A 17,189-nucleotide genomic window follows, 5' to 3' on the forward strand; every position below is an offset into this window, starting at 1 on the left:
GCCAGGGCTCAAAGGTTAGTAGTCGATAGGGTCGCGAATGATCGGGCAGGTCATGCAGTGGCCGCCCCCGCGTCCACGCCCCAGTTCGCCGGCGCTGATGGTGATGACCTCGATACCCGCCTTGCGCAGCAAGGTGTTGGTGTAGGTGTTGCGGTCATAACCGATGACCACGCCTGGCTCCACGGCCACCACGTTGTTGCCGTCGTCCCATTGCTCGCGCTCGGCGGCGAAGCTGTTGCCGCCGGTTTCCACCACCCGCAACGCTTTCAGGTTGAGGGCCTTGGCCACCGTGTCGAGGAAGCTGGTTTCTTCGCGTCGGATGTCGATGCCTCCCGGTTTCTTCTCGTCCGGACGCAGGGTGAAGGCGACGATCTGGTTGACGACTTCAGGGAAAACGGTGACCAGATCGCGGTCACAGAAGCTGAAGACGGTATCCAGGTGCATCGCCGCTCGGGATTTCGGCAGGCCGGCGACGATGACTTTTTCCACCGCTTTGTTTTTGAACAGGTTTTGCGCCAGCAGGCCAATGGCCTGACGGGACGAGCGCTCGCCCATGCCGATCAGCACGACGCCGTTACCGATTGGCATCACGTCGCCACCTTCGAGGGTGGAGCTGCCGTGATCCTGGTCCGGGTCGCCGTACCAGATCTCGAATTCGGCGTTGGTGAATTGCGGATGGAATTTGTAAATGGCGGTGGTCAGCAGGGTTTCCTGACGGCGTGCCGGCCAGTACATCGGGTTCAGGGTCACGCCACCGTAGATCCAGCAAGTGGTGTCACGGGTGAACTGGGTGTTGGGCAGTGGCGGCAGAATGAAGCTGGAGTGGCCGAGGAAGTCGCGGAACATCTCGATGGTTTTGCCGCCGAAACTGTCCGGCAGGTCATCGGCGGAGACACCGCCGATCAGGAACTCGGCGATTTGGCGCGGCTCCAGGCTGCGCAGCCACGAGCCGGTTTCATTGATCAGCCCCAGGCCCACAGAGTTGGGGGTGATCTTGCGCTCCAGAATCCAGTCGAGCGCTTCCGGGATGGCGACGATGTCGGTCAGCAGGTTGTGCATTTCCAGCACGTCGATGTTGCGTTCGCGCATCTTGGTGACGAAGTCGAAGTGGTCGCGCTTGGCTTGGGCGACCCACAGCACATCATCAAACAGCAGTTCGTCACAGTTGTTCGGGGTCAGCCGCTGGTGGGCCAGGCCGGGGGAGCAAACCATGACTTTGCGCAGTTTGCCGGCTTCGGAATGTACACCGAGCTTAACTTTTTCCGTGGTCATTACAGTGATCCTCCAGATGACAAATTATTCAGGTGTTACAGGGTCAGGAAACCGTCATATAGGCCGTAGGCCGCCACCACGGCGCCCACGATTACGGCTGCAAAAATCAGTTTCTCGACGTTGGTGAAAACAGGTTTGCCGAGTTCTCGCTTGGCCTTGGCGAACAGGATCACGCCAGGCGCATAGAGCAAGGCAGACAGCAGCAGGTATTTGGTACCCCCCGCGTAGACCAGCCAGACCGCGTAGATCACCGCGATGGCGCCGATGAGCAGGTCTTTGGTGCGGTCGCGGCCATCGTTCTCGTAAGTTTCACCGCGCACCGCCAGCAGCAGGGCGTAAGCCGCCGACCACAGGTAGGGCACCAGAATCATCGAGGTGGCGAGGTAGATCAGCGACAGGTAAGTACTGGCCGAAAACAGGGTGATGATCAGGAACAGCTGCACCATCGCGTTGGTCAGCCACAGTGCGTTGACCGGCACATGGTTGGCGTTTTCCTTGCGCAGGAACTCCGGCATGGTGTGGTCCTTGGCGGCGGCGAACATGATTTCCGCACACAGCAGCACCCACGACAGCAAGGCCCCCAGCAGCGAGATGATCAAGCCGACGCTGATCAGCACCGCGCCCCACTCACCGACTACATGCTTGAGCACCGCCGCCATCGACGGGTTCTGCAACTTGGCCAGTTCCGGTTGGGTCATGATCCCCAGGGACAGCACGTTCACCAGCACCAGGAACAGCAGCACGGTGATGAAACCGATGACGGTCGCTTTACCCACGTCGCTGCGTTTTTCGGCGCGGGCCGAGAAAATGCTCGCACCCTCGATGCCGATGAACACCCAGACGGTGACCAGCATCATTTTGCGCACCTGGTTCATCACGCTGCCCAGATCCGGGTTTTTCAAACCCCAGATGTCGGCGGTGAAGATGTCCAGTTTGAAGGCGAATATCGCGATCAACACGAACAGCAACAGCGGCACGATCTTGGCGACCGTGGTCACCATGTTGATGAACGCCGCTTCCTTGATCCCGCGCAACACGAGGAAATGCACACCCCAGAGCAGTACCGATGCGCCGATGATGGCTGCCACCGTATTCCCCTCGCCAAAAATGGGGAAGAAGTAGCCGAGGGTGCTGAACAAGAGCACGAAGTAGCCGACGTTGCCCAGCCAGGCACTGATCCAGTACCCCCAGGCGGAAGAGAAACCCATGTAGTCGCCGAATCCGGCCTTGGCGTAGGCGTAAACCCCGCCATCCAGATCAGGCTTGCGGTTGGCGAGGGTCTGGAAGACGAACGCCAGGGTCAGCATGCCGACGGCAGTGATGGCCCAACCGATCAGTACAGCGCCAACATCGGCACTGGCGGCCATGTTTTGTGGCAACGAGAAGATCCCGCCACCAATCATTGAGCCGACTACCAACGCAACCAATGCGCCAAGTTTCAGTTTTCCGGGGGATTCAGACATCGCATGACTCCAGTGCAGGAGAAGAGAGACAACAGAGTAGTTCTGCCAACTGTTCGAACATCTGACTTAGATCATTGGATGGGCACATTCCATTGTTTATTAAAGGGTTACAAATCTTTTCCGTCCATGGCGATGCTGCCGGAAAAGCCCTATCCAGAGGCCTCGGTCAGAACAAACAGGAATAAGGAACCCCCTGCTTCGATTTTTAAGCTAGTTGGTTTTTTCGTTTCCGCAACTATTTGGCGCCGGTTTCATGAACGGAGTGAATTTGCCAGGATTGGTTCACATAAATGCTCTTGACCATGACGCTCATAGAATGATCGGTTATAAATAGCGAGGCTGGGCATGGCGTCATCTAATAAACGTTATTACGCTGTATCTATTTAGTTAAAACCAAGCGTGTGACGGTTTTATTAACAAGGGTCACCCCGGCCGCATCAGGAAAACAGTGGAGACGCAGGAATGTCACAACCGACGCAAAAGCTACGCCTGAGCGCGCTGATCGCCCTGGTGGTGGGATCGATGATTGGTGGCGGGATTTTCTCGTTGCCGCAGAACATGGCGGCACGGGCCGATGCGGGGGCAGTGCTGATCGGCTGGGCCATCACCGCCGTGGGGATGTTGACGCTGGCGTTCGTCTTCCAGACCCTGGCCAATCGCAAACCCGAACTGGATTCCGGGGTGTACGCCTACGCCAAGGCCGGCTTCGGTGATTACATGGGATTCTCGTCAGCCTGGGGATACTGGATCAGCGCCTGGCTGGGCAACGTCGGTTATTTCGTGTTGCTGTTCAGCACCCTCGGTTACTTCTTTCCGGTCTTTGGCCAGGGCAACACGCCCATTGCTATCGGATGCGCCTCGGTGTTGCTGTGGGCCGTGCATTTTCTGGTGATGCGCGGGATCAAGGAGGCGGCGTTCATCAACCAGGTGACTACCGTGGCCAAGATCGTGCCGCTGATCATGTTCATCGTCATCGCCGCCGTCGCCTTCAAGGCCGACATTTTTACCCGGGATATCTGGGGGCACAGCAACCCGGAATTCGGCGGGGTGATGGACCAGGTGCGCAACATGATGCTGGTGACGGTGTTCGTCTTCATCGGCATCGAGGGCGCCAGCGTGTATTCGGCGAGAGCGGAGAAACGCTCGGATGTAGGGCGGGCGACGGTCATCGGTTTCATCGGGGTGCTGGCGCTGTTGGTGCTGGTCAACGTGCTGTCGCTGGGAATCATGAGTCAGCCGGAACTGGCCAACTTGCAAAACCCGTCGCTGGCGGCGGTGCTCGAACATATTGTCGGGCCTTGGGGCGCGTTGCTGATCAGCGTTGGACTGGCGATTTCGCTGTTGGGGGCATTGCTGTCCTGGGCGCTGCTGTGTGCCGAGATTTTGTTCGCCACGGCCAAAGACAAGACCATGCCCGCCTTCCTGAAAAAGGAAAATGCCAACCATGTACCGGTAAACGCGTTGTGGCTGACCAACGTGATGATCCAGATTTTTCTGCTGATCACGCTGTTTTCCGCCGGCACTTACACCAGCCTGATCTACCTCGCCTCGTCGATGATTCTGGTGCCGTACCTGTGGTCGGCGGCGTATGCGGTGTTGTTGAGCGGGCGTGGCGAAACCTACGAACACGCCAGCGCCGAGCGTACCAAAGACCTGATGATCGGTGGTATCGCGCTGGGATATGCGGTGTGGTTGCTGTACGCCGGCGGCGTCAAATATCTGCTGTTGTCGGCGTTGCTGTATGCGCCGGGGGTAATTCTGTTTGCCAAGGCCAAGCATGAGCAGGGCGAGCCACTATTCACCACTATTGAGAAGGGCATTTTTATCGTTGTCCTGGTGGGTGCCGGGGTCGCCGCGTATGGGTTGTACAGCGGCTTGTTGTCGTTGTGAGAGCGTTGCTGGCGTATCAACCGCCCTATGACTGGTCGGCGATGTTGCAGTTTTTATCGACGCGGGCGGTGGCCGGTATGGAAGTCGTGGCCGATGGGGTGTATTCGCGCAGCATCGGGCTGAACGGCGTTCACGGTACGTTTTCGATAGGGTCGGCGCAGGGTGATGCGCTTGAGCTGGTGCTGGATTTTCCGGATGTGTCGGCGGTGCCTGAGATCCTGGTGCGACTGCGGCGGATGTTTGACCTGGATGCGGATCTGCCGTCGATTCACCGACAGTTGGTGTTGGACCCCTTGATGAAACGCTTGATTGCCCAGCGTCCTGGCTTGCGGGTGCCGGGGGCATGGGACGGGCTGGAATTGGCGATTCGCGCCGTGCTGGGGCAGCAGATTACCGTGAGCGCGGCGATCCGGCTGGCGAGCAAACTGGTGGCGCAATATGGCGCGCCGGTGCAGTCGCCGCTGGCGGGGTTGATCCATGTGTTTCCTGAGGCGTCCGTGTTAGCGAAGGCGGATCTGGCGACGTTGGGCATGCCGAAAAGCCGGGGGCGAACCTTGTCTGGCGTGGCGCAGGCATTGCTGGAGGATCCGCTGTTGTTTGAGCCCGGTAGGGAGGATGGCGTGACGCGCTTACTCGCCTTGCACGGGATTGGTGAGTGGACGGCGCAGTACATTGCCTTGCGCCAGTTGCGCGAGCCGGATGCGTTTCCGTCAGGGGATGTGGGGTTGATCAACGCGCTAGCCGCGCTTGAAAGCGGGCCGATGACGGCGCGGGAGTTGCTGCTGCGAGCCGAGGCGTGGCGACCTCATCGAGGGTATGCGGCGCAGTTGCTTTGGACTTCGCTGAGCCGGCCGGACTGAGTGTCTGTTAGGACCTCATCGCCAGCAGGCTGGCTCCCACAGGGGACAGCGGCAACCTTACACCCGAAATGTGGCCTCAGGCGCGGCCGAGCAGATAGGTCGCGTAATCAGGGATTCGATGTGGGTGCGCTTGATCCATCAAGGGGCTGCTCAGCAGGTAGTCGGCACTGCATTCGTTGCAGGCCACCGGAATGTTCCAGACCGCCGCAACCCGTAATAAGGCCTTGATATCCGGGTCGTGAGGCTGTGGTTCGAACGGGTCCCAGAAGAACACCAGCATGTCGACCCGCTGCTCGGCGATTTGCGCACCCAGTTGCTGGTCACCGCCCAACGGACCGCTGATCATGGTCTTCACTGGCACGTCCAGGCGTTGTTGCAACAACAACCCGGTGGTGCCGGTGGCGACCAGTTCATGCTGTGCGAGCCTGTCTTTCTGCCGCTCGGCCCAGTCCAGCAAAAACACCTTGCAGTGGTCATGGGCGACCAAGGCAATACGCTTGCGCGCTGCCATGGTCTTTTGCGTAAAGCTGATACCGATCATCGGTGCTGCTCCTGCTTTTTCACGGCGGGTTATTCAGCGTTACAAAGCGCCAGGCAGTTATCGAGCATGCGGTTGGAGAAACCCCATTCGTTGTCGTACCAGGCCAGCACCTTGAGCAGCTTGCCGCTGGATTTGGTGTGGTTGGCATCGAAAATCGACGACAGCGGGTTGTGGTTGAAGTCGCTGGAAACCAGCGGCAGGGTGTTGTAACCGAGAATTTTCGAGTGCTGGCTGGCTTCCTTGAGCAGCGCATTCACTTCATCGGCTGACGCTTCACGCTTAAGTTGCACGGTCAGGTCCACCAGCGACACATTGATCACGGGGACGCGCACCGCCATGCCGGTCAGTTTGCCCGCCAGTTCCGGCAGCACCAGGCCGACGGCTTCAGCCGCACCGGTCTTGCTCGGGATCATGTTCTGGGTGGCGGAACGGGCGCGGTACGGGTCGGTGTGGTAGACATCGGTGAGGTTTTGATCGTTGGTGTAGGCGTGGATCGTGGTCATCAGACCGCTCTCGATCCCCAGTTCGCGGTGCAGCACCTGCGCGACCGGGGCCAGGCAGTTGGTGGTGCACGACGCGTTGGAAATGATTTGATGGTGCTGGCGCAAAATGTCGTGGTTAACCCCATACACCACCGTGGCGTCGGCGCCTTGGGCCGGGGCCGAGATGATCACTTTACGTGCGCCGGCCGTAATATGCGCGGCGGCCTTGGCGCGGTCGGTGAACAGGCCGGTGCATTCGAATACCACATCAATTTTTTCCGCAGCCCAGGGCAAGTCGGCCGGGTTGCGAATGGCGCTGACGGCAATGCGGTCGCCGTTGACGGTCAGGCTTTCGCGGTCATGCTGAACATCGGCATCGAACGTGCCGTGAACAGTGTCAAACTTGAGCAGATGAGCGTTGATTGCGCTGTCACCCAGATCATTGATGGCAACGATCTGAAGATCCTGACGATAGCCTTGGGTATACAGTGCGCGAAGGACGTTGCGGCCAATCCGGCCAAAACCATTGATTGCGATTCGAAGAGTCATTTACAGCGCCGCCGTCGTTTTGTTGTTGGAATTACAAGATTATTCGCATAAAAATAGAAAACAAGCGTTTTTAATGGCAATATTTTGTTCAATCTACAACGAGTGACCTGATCAACTGGTCCGACCGATCAAGAAAACCGTCTGTCATCCCAATCACAACGGTCCTTGCTCAGCATAGACAATCAGGTCGCCACATCCGTTAGCCTGGAGTTCTACACATGCATCCCCGCGTCCTAGAGGTCACCGAACGGCTTATCGCCCGTAGCCGCGCCACGCGTGAGGCCTACCTTGCACTGATTCGCGGTGCCGCCAGCGACGGTCCGATGCGCGGCAAGCTGCAATGCGCCAACTTCGCCCATGGCGTGGCAGGTTGCGGCACCGAAGACAAGAACAGCCTGCGGATGATGAACTCCGCCAACATCGCAATTGTTTCGTCATATAACGACATGCTCTCGGCGCATCAGCCGTACGAAGTCTTCCCGGAGCAGATCAAACGAGCGCTGCGCGAGATCGGTTCGGTCGGCCAGTTCGCTGGCGGTACGCCGGCCATGTGCGATGGCGTGACCCAGGGCGAGCCGGGCATGGAACTGAGCTTGCCGAGTCGCGAAGTGATCGCGATGTCGACCGCCGTGGCGTTGTCCCACAACATGTTCGACGGCGCGCTGATGCTCGGCATTTGCGACAAGATCGTGCCGGGCCTGATGATGGGCGCATTGCGTTTCGGTCATCTGCCGACGATCTTTGTGCCGGGCGGGCCGATGGTCTCGGGCATTTCCAACAAGCAGAAAGCCGACGTGCGTCAGCGCTACGCCGAAGGCAAGGCCAGTCGCGAAGAGCTGCTGGAATCGGAAATGAAGTCCTACCACAGCCCTGGCACCTGCACGTTCTATGGCACCGCCAACACCAACCAGTTGCTGATGGAAGTCATGGGCCTGCACTTGCCGGGTGCTTCTTTCGTCAACCCGAACACACCTTTGCGCGATGCCCTGACCCGCGAAGCGGCGCACCAGGTCACACGTCTGACCAAGCAGAGCGGCGACTTCATGCCCATCGGCGAAATCGTCGACGAGCGCTCGCTGGTCAATTCCATCGTGGCGCTGCACGCCACCGGCGGTTCGACCAACCACACCTTGCACATGCCGGCCATCGCCATGGCGGCGGGCATTCAATTGACCTGGCAGGACATGGCCGATCTCTCCGAAGTCGTGCCGACCCTGAGCCACGTCTACCCGAACGGCAAAGCCGACATCAACCACTTCCAGGCGGCGGGCGGCATGTCGTTCCTGATTCGTGAACTGCTGGACGCCGGGCTGCTCCACGAGAACGTCAACACCGTGCTGGGTCACGGCCTGCGCCGTTACACCATGGAGCCGTTCCTCGATAACGGCGAACTGGTCTGGCGCGAAGGCGTGACCGACAGCCTCGACGAAAGCATCCTGCGCCCGGTCGCTCGTGCGTTCTCACCAGAAGGCGGCTTGCGTGTGATGGAAGGCAATCTCGGTCGCGGCGTGATGAAAGTCTCGGCCGTAGCGCTGGAAAACCAGATCGTCGAAGCACCAGCCATGGTGTTCCAGGATCAGCAGGACCTGGCAGACGCCTTCAAGGCCGGTCTGCTGGAGAAGGATTTTGTCGCGGTGATGCGCTTCCAGGGCCCGCGTTCCAACGGTATGCCGGAACTGCACAAGATGACGCCGTTCCTTGGTGTGCTGCAGGATCGCGGCTTCAAAGTGGCACTGGTGACGGACGGGCGCATGTCCGGGGCTTCGGGGAAAATCCCGGCGGCGATTCACGTCAGTCCCGAAGCTTATGTCGGTGGCGCTTTGGCGCGGGTGCAAGAGGGCGATATCATCCGCGTCGATGGCGTCAAAGGCACCCTGGAGCTTAAGGTGGACGTCGAAGAATTTGCAGCGCGTGAACCTGCCAAGGGCCTGTTGGGCAATAACATTGGCAGCGGACGCGAACTGTTTGGTTTCATGCGCTTGGCCTTCAGCTCCGCAGAGCAGGGCGCCAGCGCCTTTACTTCTGCCCTGGAGACGCTTAATTGAAACTGGCTTTGGTCGGTGACATCGGTGGGACCAACGCACGTTTCGCGTTGTGGAAAAACCAGCAATTGGAAAGCGTCCAGGTGCTGGCGACGGCCGACCACGCCAGCCCGGAAGAGGCGATCAGCCTCTACCTGAGCGGACTCGGCTTGGCGCCGGGTTCGATCGGCTCGGTGTGCCTGTCCGTGGCAGGCCCGGTGAGTGGCGATGAATTTAAATTCACCAACAATCACTGGCGGCTGAGCCGCAAGGGTTTCTGCAAGACCTTGCAGGTCGAGCAACTGTTGCTGGTCAACGATTTCTCGGCAATGGCGCTGGGCATGACCCGTTTGCAGCCGGGCGAGTTTCGGGTGGTCTGCGAAGGCACCCCGGAACCGTTGCGACCGGCGGTGGTGATTGGTCCGGGCACTGGCTTGGGCGTAGGGACCTTGCTGGACCTTGGCGACGGGCGTTTTGCCGCGTTGCCGGGGGAGGGCGGTCACGTTGATTTACCGCTGAGCAGCCCGCGCGAAACGCAACTGTGGCAACACATCTTCAATGAAATCGGGCATGTCAGCGCTGAAACCGCGTTGAGCGGCGGCGGGTTGCCACGGGTTTACCGGGCGATTTGCGCGGTGGACGGCCACACGCCCGTGCTCGAAACGCCGGAAGCGATCACCGCTGCCGGGCTGGCGGGCGATCCGATTGCGCTGGAAGTGCTGGAGCAGTTCTGCTGCTGGCTCGGCCGCGTGGCCGGCAACAACGTGCTGACCACCGGTGGGCGCGGCGGCGTGTTCATCGTCGGTGGCGTGATCCCGCGGTTTGCCGATTTCTTCCTTGAAAGCGGATTTGCCCGGTGTTTTGCCGACAAGGGCTGCATGAGCGATTACTTCAAAGGCATTCCGGTGTGGCTGGTGACGGCGCCATATTCCGGCCTGATGGGCGCGGGCGTGGCGCTGGAGCAGGCACAGTAATGATCGTTCCCATGCTCCGCGTGGGAATGCAGCCCGTGACGCTCCGCGTCACTGGACGCGGAGCGTCCCTTGAAGCATTCCCATGCAGAGCGTGGGAACGATCGGCGCACGATCAGGCATAATCCGCCCAATTCAAACAACAAGGACGCCGCCCCGTGAGCTCAGTCAACAAGTCGATTTTATTGGTCGATGACGATCAAGAGATACGCGAGTTGCTGGATACCTACCTGACTCGCGCCGGTTTCCAGGTCCGCACCACGCCCGATGGCGCCGGTTTCCGCCAGGCGTTGAACGAGGCGCCGAGCGATCTGGTTATCCTCGATGTGATGCTCCCGGACGAAGACGGCTTCAGCCTCTGCCGCTGGGTTCGCCAGCACCCGCGTCAGGCCCAGGTGCCGATCATCATGCTCACCGCCAGTTCCGACGAGGCCGACCGCGTCATTGGCCTGGAGCTCGGCGCCGACGATTACCTTGGCAAACCTTTCAGCCCGCGTGAATTGCAGGCACGCATCAAAGCCCTGTTGCGCCGCGCGCAGTTCGGTCAGGAGCGAAACGGCGGCGAAGTGCTGGCCTTTGACGACTGGCGACTGGACATGGTCAGCCACCGGCTGTTCCACACCGATGGTGAAGAAGTGATTCTGTCCGGCGCCGACTTCGCACTGCTGAAACTGTTCCTCGATCATCCGCAACAAATCCTCGACCGCGACACCATCGGCAATGCCACCCGTGGCCGCGATCTGATGCCGCTGGATCGCATCGTCGACATGGCCGTCAGCCGCTTGCGCCAGCGCCTGCGTGACACCGAAAAACCGCCACGATTGATCCGCACGGTGCGCGGTAGCGGCTACCAACTGGCCGCCAATGTGGTTGCCAGCAATGGCCATTGAGTTTCTGCGCAAACTCGCCGACCGCGTGCCGGTGCCCCGTTCGCTGCTCGGGCGGATGTTGCTGCTGACGTTGCTGGCGGTGCTGTTTGCGCAGACGTTGTCGAGTGTGATCTGGGTATCGCAACTGCGCGCTACGCAGCTTCAAGGCCTGGTCACCAGTGCGCGCAGCCTGGCGCACTCGATGACGGCCAGCGTCAGTTATTTCCGTTCTTTGCCGGTGGCCTTCAGGCCGTTGGTGCTGGACCAGTTGCGCAGTATGGGCGGCACCCGATTTGTGGTGACGCTCAACGATAAACCCTTGGGCATGGACGTGCTGCCGATCACCCCGCGCAAGGAAGCTGTGCTCAAGGCGGTGGACGAAGTGTTGCGCCAGTCGCTGGGCCAGGACACCGACATTTCGGTGACTTTCGTCAGCCCCGACGACCTGCGAATTTTTAACGGCGGCTTGAAACTCGATGAATTGCCGCGCTCCTGGGCGCACTACGCCTTGACGCTGGAACCTGTGAACCCGCCCGTGCTGGTCACGCAAATCCAGATGGCGCCGGGCGAATGGCTGTACATCGCCTCGCTGTTGCCCGAGCCCTACACCAGCCTTGAAGAACAAGGGCTGCCCGCACAGCAGGTCTGGTTCATCGTCCTCACCAGCGGTTTTTTGCTGTTGTTCATCGGCCTGCTGGTGCACTGGCAGAGCCGACCGCTCAAGCGCCTGGCGCGGGCTGCGCGGGACATGTCGCTGGGGGCGGAAGTGGAGCCGGTGGCCGAAGGTGGCGGCAGTGAAGTGGTCGAGGTGGGGCGCGCGTTCAATGCCATGCGCGAACGCATCAGTCGCTACCTGACCGAGCGCAGCCAGTTGTTCAGCGCGATTTCCCATGACCTGCGCACGCCAATTACCCGGCTGCGATTGCGCGTGGAATTGCTGGAAGACGAGCAGCTGCAAGCCAAGTTCGGCCGTGATCTGGATGAACTGGAGTTGCTGGTCAAAGGCGCACTGCAATGTGTGAAAGACACCGACATTCACGAAAACATCGAGCCGGTGGACCTCAATCATGTGCTCGATTGCCTGGTGGAACCGTATCTGGCGCCCTCCGGCAATGGTCGCGTGACTCAGCAGGGGCGGGCGTTGGCGGCGTACCCCGGCAAGCCGTTGGCCCTTAAACGCTGCATTGGCAACCTGATCGACAATGCCCTCAAGTATGGGCAGAACGCGCACTTGCACATCGATGACGATGACAGCGCGTTCGTCCTGCACGTCGATGACGAAGGGCCGGGTGTGCCGGAGCAACGATTGGAGCAGGTGTTCGAACCGCACTTCCGCCTGGCCGGGCAACAGCAGGGATATGGGTTGGGGCTGGGGATTGCGCGCAATATTGCGCATAGCCATGGTGGCGAGGTCAGCTTGCAAAACCTGCGTGAGGGTGGGTTGCGGGTGACGTTGCAGTTGCCGCGCAGTGTTGACTAGTTAGACCGCGTTATCGTTCATCGCGAGCAGGCTCGCTCCCACATCTATGGTTACCCCCTGTGCGAGCCTGCTCGCGATGGCATCAGAAGATTCAACACATCCTTCAAAGCAAATGTAACAAGTCAGTGACATAACTCGCCCCCTTCGTTACAAGCCCGTCACCGCCCGTTGTTTAGACTGCCTGCAGTCAAAACAACAAAAAAGGCACCCCATGAACACCTTTCAACCAGACTTCAGCAGTTGGCTGAACGCGCCTGCTCATCAGCAATGGCTCGCCGCTGAAGGCCTGCGCCTGCTGGCGTTTGCCAAGGCTTCAAAGCTTGCCGACGGTTTTGGCAATCTGGATGAAAAAGGCCGACTTCCGGCCAATGCCTACGCCGAAACCATGAACACCGCGCGCATGACCCACAGTTTTGCCATGGCCCACATTCAGGGCTTGCCGGGGTTTGCCGAGTGGGTGGATCACGGGGTCAAAGCGCTCAGTGGTCCGTTGCGCGATGCCGAGTCCGGTGGCTGGTTTGCAGTGGCCCATGCGCAGGATGACAACACCGGCAAGGCAGCATATCTGCACGCATTCGTTGCCCTGGCCGCCAGCTCTGCCGTGGTCGCCAAACGTCCCGGTGCACAAACCTTGCTCGATGACGCGATCAACATCATCGACAGGCATTTCTGGAGTGAGGAGGAAGGCGCGATGCGCGAATCCTTCAATCGCGACTGGAGCGAAGAAGAAGCCTACCGTGGCGCCAACAGCAACATGCACGCCACCGAAGCCTTCCTCGCCCTGGCCGATGTCACGGCAGACAACCGCTGGTTGTGCCGCGCCCAGCGCATTGTCGAGCGGGTGATCCATGGTCATGCGGCCGCCAACCAATACTTGGTGATCGAGCATTTCGACCAGGCCTGGCAACCGCTGCGCGACTACAACCACGACAACCCGGCCGACGGTTTCCGCCCCTACGGCACCACGCCCGGTCACGGTTTTGAGTGGGCGCGGTTGTTGCTGCACCTCGAAGCGGCCCGGGTTCAGGCCGGGATGCTCACGCCGGGCTGGCTGGCCACCGACGCGCAGAAACTCTTCGAGCACAACTGCCGACACGGCTGGAATGTCGATGGTGCACCGGGGATTGTCTACACCTTGGATTGGGACAACCGCGCGGTGGTTCGCCATCGCTTGCACTGGACCCATTGCGAAGCCAGCGCCGCCGCCAGCGCGTTGCTTAAACGCACGGGCGAGGAGCAATACGAGCACTGGTACCGACAATTCTGGGAATTCTGTGACCATCATTTCATTGACCGTTGCGACGGCAGTTGGCACCACGAACTCGATCCGCAAAACAGCCCAAGCGCCGATATCTGGGCCGGAAAACCCGATCTGTATCACGCCTGGCAAGCCGTACTGATTCCGCGATTGCCCTTGGCACCGAGCATGGCCACGGCTCTGGCGCAGTTGTCCCAAAGCGCTCCTGTGTAACCATGCAGTGACATTCAAGCGTCCCTTCGTTACCTGCGAGGGGATAACTCCTGTTTAAAATCTTATGCAGCGCAAGCACCAGACTTGCATGCATAACAACAAGAAAGGTACTTCTAGATGAATGCGATTTCTCGCCTCGCTACTGTCATTTCTCTCGCCTCCCTGTCTGCGCTCCCTCTCAGTGTGCTTGCCGCCGAATCCAAAGGTTCCGTGGAAGTCGTTCACTGGTGGACGTCGGGTGGTGAAAAAGCAGCGGTCGATGTACTCAAGGCTCAAGTCGAAAAAGACGGCTTCACCTGGAAGGACGGCGCCGTTGCCGGTGGTGGTGGTGCCACGGCCATGACCGTACTCAAAAGTCGCGCCGTGGCAGGTAACCCGCCGGGTGTTGCGCAGATCAAGGGGCCGGACATCCAGGAGTGGGGCAGCATTGGCTTGCTCGCTCCAGACACCTTGAAAGACGTCGCCAAGTCCGAAGGCTGGGATGGCCTGCTGTCGAAGAAAGTCTCCGACACCGTGAAGTTCGAAGGTGATTACGTGGCCGTTCCGGTGAACATTCACCGTGTGAACTGGCTGTGGATCAACCCGGAAGTCTTCAAGAAAGCCGGCATCGACAAAGCCCCGACCACCCTCGAAGAATTCTATGCCGCTGGCGACAAGCTGAAGGCCGCAGGCTTCATCGCGCTCGCCCACGGTGGCCAGCCTTGGCAGGACAGCACCGTGTTTGAAGACGTGGTGCTCTCGGTCATGGGCGCCGACGGTTACAAAAAAGCCCTGGTGGACCTTGATCAGAAAACCCTCTCCGGGCCTGAGATGACCAAGGCGTTCACCGAGCTGAAAAAACTCACCGGCTACATGGACCCGAACCGCGCCGGTCGTGACTGGAACATCGCGGCTGCCGAGGTGATCAACGGCAAGGCCGGCATGCAGATGATGGGCGACTGGGCCAAAAGCGAATGGACTGCGGCCAAGAAAGTAGCTGGCACGGATTACCTGTGCGTACCGTTCCCGGGCACCGAAAAAGCCTTCACCTACAACATCGACTCCCTGGCCGTGTTCAACGTCAAGGACAAGGGAACTATCGCTGCTCAGCAAGACCTGGCCAAAGTGGCTTTGGGTGAAAACTTCCAGAAAGTATTCAGCATCAACAAAGGTTCGATCCCTGTGCGGACCGACATGCTGAACAACATGGAAAAACTGGGCTTCGATTCCTGCGCTCAAGCATCGGCCAAGGATTTCCTGGCAGACGACAAGACCGGCGGCCTGCAACCGAGCATGGCGCACAACATGGCCACTTCCCTGGCTGTACAAGGCGCGATCTTCGACGTGGTCACCAACTTCATGAACGACAAAAACGCTGACCCGGCCAAGGCCAGCGCCCAACTGGCATCGGCTATCAAAGCGGCCCAGTAATCCCTTGGCATTTACCTGAGTGAGTTCCCCTTGTGGGAGCGAGCCTGCTCGCGATAGCTAACTGACATTCAACAACAATGTCGACTGATACATCGCTATCGCGAGCAGGCTCGCTCCCACACGGGATCCCTCTGATCCTCACTTCTTCACCTGGATTATCCCGATGAGCTCTGTGGCGGTTTTCAGCAAAGCCTCACCGTTCGATGCGCTGCAACGCTGGTTACCCAAGTTGGTACTCGCGCCGAGCATGCTGATCGTGTTGGTTGGTTTCTACGGTTACATCATCTGGACATTCGTACTGTCCTTTACCAGTTCCAGCTTCATGCCGAGCTACAAGTGGGTCGGCCTGCAGCAGTACACCCGCTTGCTGGACAACGATCGCTGGTGGGTCGCGAGCAAAAACCTCGCGGTCTTCGGTGGCATGTTCATCGGCATCAGCCTGGTGCTCGGCGTGTTCCTCGCCGTGTTGCTGGACCAACGAATTCGCAAGGAAGGCTTCATTCGCACCGTTTACCTGTACCCGATGGCGCTCTCGATGATCGTCACCGGTACGGCATGGAAATGGCTGCTCAACCCGGGCCTGGGCCTGGACAAGATGATGCGCGACTGGGGCTGGGAAGGCTTCCGTCTCGACTGGCTGGTGGATCAGGATCGCGTGGTGTATTGCCTGGTGATCGCCGCCGTGTGGCAAGCCTCCGGGTTTGTGATGGCGATGTTCCTGGCCGGCCTGCGGGGTGTCGATCAATCGATCATCCGTGCCGCGCAAGTCGACGGCGCGAATCTGCCGACCATCTATATGAAGATCGTGCTGCCGAGCCTGCGCCCGGTGTTCTTCAGTGCCTTCATGATCCTCGCGCACATCGCGATCAAGAGCTTCGACCTGGTGGCGGCGATGACGGCCGGCGGTCCTGGCTACTCGTCCGACCTGCCGGCGATGTTCATGTATTCCTTCACCTTCAGCCGTGGCCAGATGGGCATTGGTTCGGCCAGCGCCATGATGATGCTCGGCGCGATCCTGGCGATTCTGGTGCCGTACCTGTACTCCGAACTGCGAGGCAAGCGCCATGAGTAATCAACTTGGCAAACCGGCCTTGAGCTTCAGCCGTATCGCGATCTACGCAACGCTGTTGCTGGCGGCGGCGGTCTATCTGATCCCGTTGGTGGTGATGCTGCTGACCAGTTTCAAATCCCCGGAAGACATCCGTACCGGCAACCTGCTGAGCTGGCCGACCGTGATTGACGGAATCGGCTGGATCAAGGCCTGGGACGTCGTCGGCGGGTATTTCTGGAACTCGGTGAAAATCACTGTGCCCGCCGTTCTGATCTCCACCTTCATCGGTGCCATGAACGGTTATGTGCTGTCGATGTGGCGCTTCCGTGGTTCGCAACTGTTCTTCGGCCTGCTGCTGTTCGGCTGCTTCCTGCCGTTCCAGACCGTGCTGCTGCCAGCTTCGTTCACCCTCGGCAAGATGGGCCTGGCCAACACCACCACTGGCTTGGTGCTGGTGCATGTGGTCTACGGCCTGGCATTCACCACGCTGTTCTTCCGCAACTACTACGTGAGCATCCCGGATGCGCTGGTCAAGGCAGCACGCCTGGATGGCGCGGGCTTCTTCACGATTTTCTGGAAGATCCTGCTGCCGATGTCGATCCCGATCGTGATGGTCTGCCTGATCTGGCAGTTCACCCAGATCTGGAATGACTTCCTGTTCGGCGTGGTCTTCGCCAGTGGCGATGCCCAGCCAATTACCGTGGCCCTGAACAACCTGGTCAACACCAGCACCGGGGCCAAGGAATACAACGTTGATATGGCTGCCGCGATGATCGCCGGGCTGCCGACACTGCTGGTCTACATATTCGCTGGCAAGTATTTCCTGCGTGGGCTGACGTCCGGCGCGGTCAAGGGGTAG

14 protein-coding genes are annotated in these 17,189 nt (G+C 59.7%); 10 read left to right on the forward strand and 4 right to left on the reverse strand.

Features of this window, described 5'->3' with window-relative positions; genetic code table 11:
- Positions 1-15: 15 nt before the first annotated feature.
- Positions 16-1,272, reverse strand: a complete 1,257-nt coding sequence (gene arcA, locus PMI22_RS00545; RefSeq protein WP_007949430.1) for an arginine deiminase — start codon at positions 1,270-1,272, stop codon at positions 16-18.
- 35 nt (positions 1,273-1,307) lie between these two features.
- Complete coding sequence (arcD, locus tag PMI22_RS00540) at positions 1,308-2,735, reverse strand: arginine-ornithine antiporter (protein ID WP_007949431.1); 1,428 nt, start codon at positions 2,733-2,735, stop codon at positions 1,308-1,310.
- A gap of 462 nt (positions 2,736-3,197) precedes the next feature.
- On the opposite strand from arcD (PMI22_RS00540), the gene arcD (PMI22_RS00535) reads away from it, so the two are divergent.
- Entirely contained in the window at positions 3,198-4,625 is a 1,428-nt protein-coding gene (gene arcD / locus PMI22_RS00535; protein WP_007949432.1) for an arginine-ornithine antiporter, read from the forward strand.
- Positions 4,622-5,485, forward strand: a complete 864-nt coding sequence (locus PMI22_RS00530; RefSeq protein ID WP_007949433.1) for a DNA-3-methyladenine glycosylase family protein — start codon at positions 4,622-4,624, stop codon at positions 5,483-5,485. The genes arcD (PMI22_RS00535) and PMI22_RS00530 overlap by 4 nt, the downstream gene beginning before the upstream one ends.
- 76 nt (positions 5,486-5,561) lie before the next feature.
- Here PMI22_RS00530 and PMI22_RS00525 read toward each other — a convergent pair whose 3' ends face one another.
- Positions 5,562-6,026, reverse strand: coding sequence for a methylglyoxal synthase (locus PMI22_RS00525; protein ID WP_007949434.1), 465 nt, complete (start codon positions 6,024-6,026; stop codon positions 5,562-5,564).
- 29 nt (positions 6,027-6,055) lie between these two features.
- Positions 6,056-7,057, reverse strand: coding sequence for a type I glyceraldehyde-3-phosphate dehydrogenase (gap, locus tag PMI22_RS00520; protein ID WP_007949435.1), 1,002 nt, complete (start codon positions 7,055-7,057; stop codon positions 6,056-6,058).
- A 218-nt stretch (positions 7,058-7,275) separates the two neighbouring features.
- Between gap and edd the strand changes: the two genes are divergently transcribed.
- From edd to PMI22_RS00480, 8 genes are all read left to right on the forward strand, one after another.
- Positions 7,276-9,102: a phosphogluconate dehydratase gene (gene edd, locus PMI22_RS00515; protein ID WP_007949436.1), complete on the forward strand. Its 1,827-nt coding sequence runs from the start codon at positions 7,276-7,278 to the stop codon at positions 9,100-9,102.
- Positions 9,099-10,052: a glucokinase gene (locus tag PMI22_RS00510; protein ID WP_007949437.1), complete on the forward strand. Its 954-nt coding sequence runs from the start codon at positions 9,099-9,101 to the stop codon at positions 10,050-10,052. Before edd ends, PMI22_RS00510 begins: the two co-directional genes overlap by 4 nt.
- A 155-nt stretch (positions 10,053-10,207) precedes the next feature.
- Complete coding sequence (locus PMI22_RS00505; protein ID WP_007949438.1) at positions 10,208-10,939, forward strand: response regulator; 732 nt, start codon at positions 10,208-10,210, stop codon at positions 10,937-10,939.
- Positions 10,929-12,398 carry an ATP-binding protein gene (locus PMI22_RS00500; protein ID WP_007949439.1) on the forward strand — a complete coding sequence of 490 codons (1,470 nt, stop codon included), beginning with the start codon at positions 10,929-10,931 and terminating at the stop codon, positions 12,396-12,398. The genes PMI22_RS00505 and PMI22_RS00500 overlap by 11 nt, the downstream gene beginning before the upstream one ends.
- Positions 12,399-12,609: 211 nt before the next feature.
- Positions 12,610-13,869: a D-mannose isomerase gene (locus tag PMI22_RS00495; protein ID WP_007949440.1), complete on the forward strand. Its 1,260-nt coding sequence runs from the start codon at positions 12,610-12,612 to the stop codon at positions 13,867-13,869.
- Between the two features lie 117 nt (positions 13,870-13,986).
- Positions 13,987-15,279 (forward strand): ABC transporter substrate-binding protein, encoded by a 1,293-nt coding sequence (locus PMI22_RS00490; RefSeq protein WP_007949441.1) that lies wholly within the window; start codon positions 13,987-13,989, stop codon positions 15,277-15,279.
- 163 nt (positions 15,280-15,442) lie between these two features.
- Entirely contained in the window at positions 15,443-16,351 is a 909-nt protein-coding gene (locus PMI22_RS00485; protein ID WP_007949442.1) for a carbohydrate ABC transporter permease, read from the forward strand.
- Positions 16,344-17,189, forward strand: coding sequence for a carbohydrate ABC transporter permease (locus PMI22_RS00480; protein WP_007949443.1), 846 nt, complete (start codon positions 16,344-16,346; stop codon positions 17,187-17,189). Before PMI22_RS00485 ends, PMI22_RS00480 begins: the two co-directional genes overlap by 8 nt.

This window comes from Pseudomonas sp. GM21, from assembly GCF_000282215.1.
GTDB lineage: Bacteria > Pseudomonadota > Gammaproteobacteria > Pseudomonadales > Pseudomonadaceae > Aquipseudomonas.

What these genes read in the sequence shown, in the direction of transcription:
- arcA (WP_007949430.1), bottom strand. Translation starts at nt 1,272, where the DNA reads ATGACCACGGAAAAAGTTAAGCTCGGTGTACATTCCGAAGCCGGCAAA.
- arcD (WP_007949431.1), bottom strand. Translation starts at nt 2,735, where the DNA reads ATGTCTGAATCCCCCGGAAAACTGAAACTTGGCGCATTGGTTGCGTTG.
- arcD (WP_007949432.1), top strand. Translation starts at nt 3,198, where the DNA reads ATGTCACAACCGACGCAAAAGCTACGCCTGAGCGCGCTGATCGCCCTG.
- PMI22_RS00525 (WP_007949434.1), bottom strand. Translation starts at nt 6,026, where the DNA reads ATGATCGGTATCAGCTTTACGCAAAAGACCATGGCAGCGCGCAAGCGT.
- gap (WP_007949435.1), bottom strand. Translation starts at nt 7,057, where the DNA reads ATGACTCTTCGAATCGCAATCAATGGTTTTGGCCGGATTGGCCGCAAC.
- edd (WP_007949436.1), top strand. Translation starts at nt 7,276, where the DNA reads ATGCATCCCCGCGTCCTAGAGGTCACCGAACGGCTTATCGCCCGTAGC.
- PMI22_RS00500 (WP_007949439.1), top strand. Translation starts at nt 10,929, where the DNA reads ATGGCCATTGAGTTTCTGCGCAAACTCGCCGACCGCGTGCCGGTGCCC.
- PMI22_RS00495 (WP_007949440.1), top strand. Translation starts at nt 12,610, where the DNA reads ATGAACACCTTTCAACCAGACTTCAGCAGTTGGCTGAACGCGCCTGCT.
- PMI22_RS00490 (WP_007949441.1), top strand. Translation starts at nt 13,987, where the DNA reads ATGAATGCGATTTCTCGCCTCGCTACTGTCATTTCTCTCGCCTCCCTG.
- PMI22_RS00485 (WP_007949442.1), top strand. Translation starts at nt 15,443, where the DNA reads ATGAGCTCTGTGGCGGTTTTCAGCAAAGCCTCACCGTTCGATGCGCTG.
- PMI22_RS00480 (WP_007949443.1), top strand. Translation starts at nt 16,344, where the DNA reads ATGAGTAATCAACTTGGCAAACCGGCCTTGAGCTTCAGCCGTATCGCG.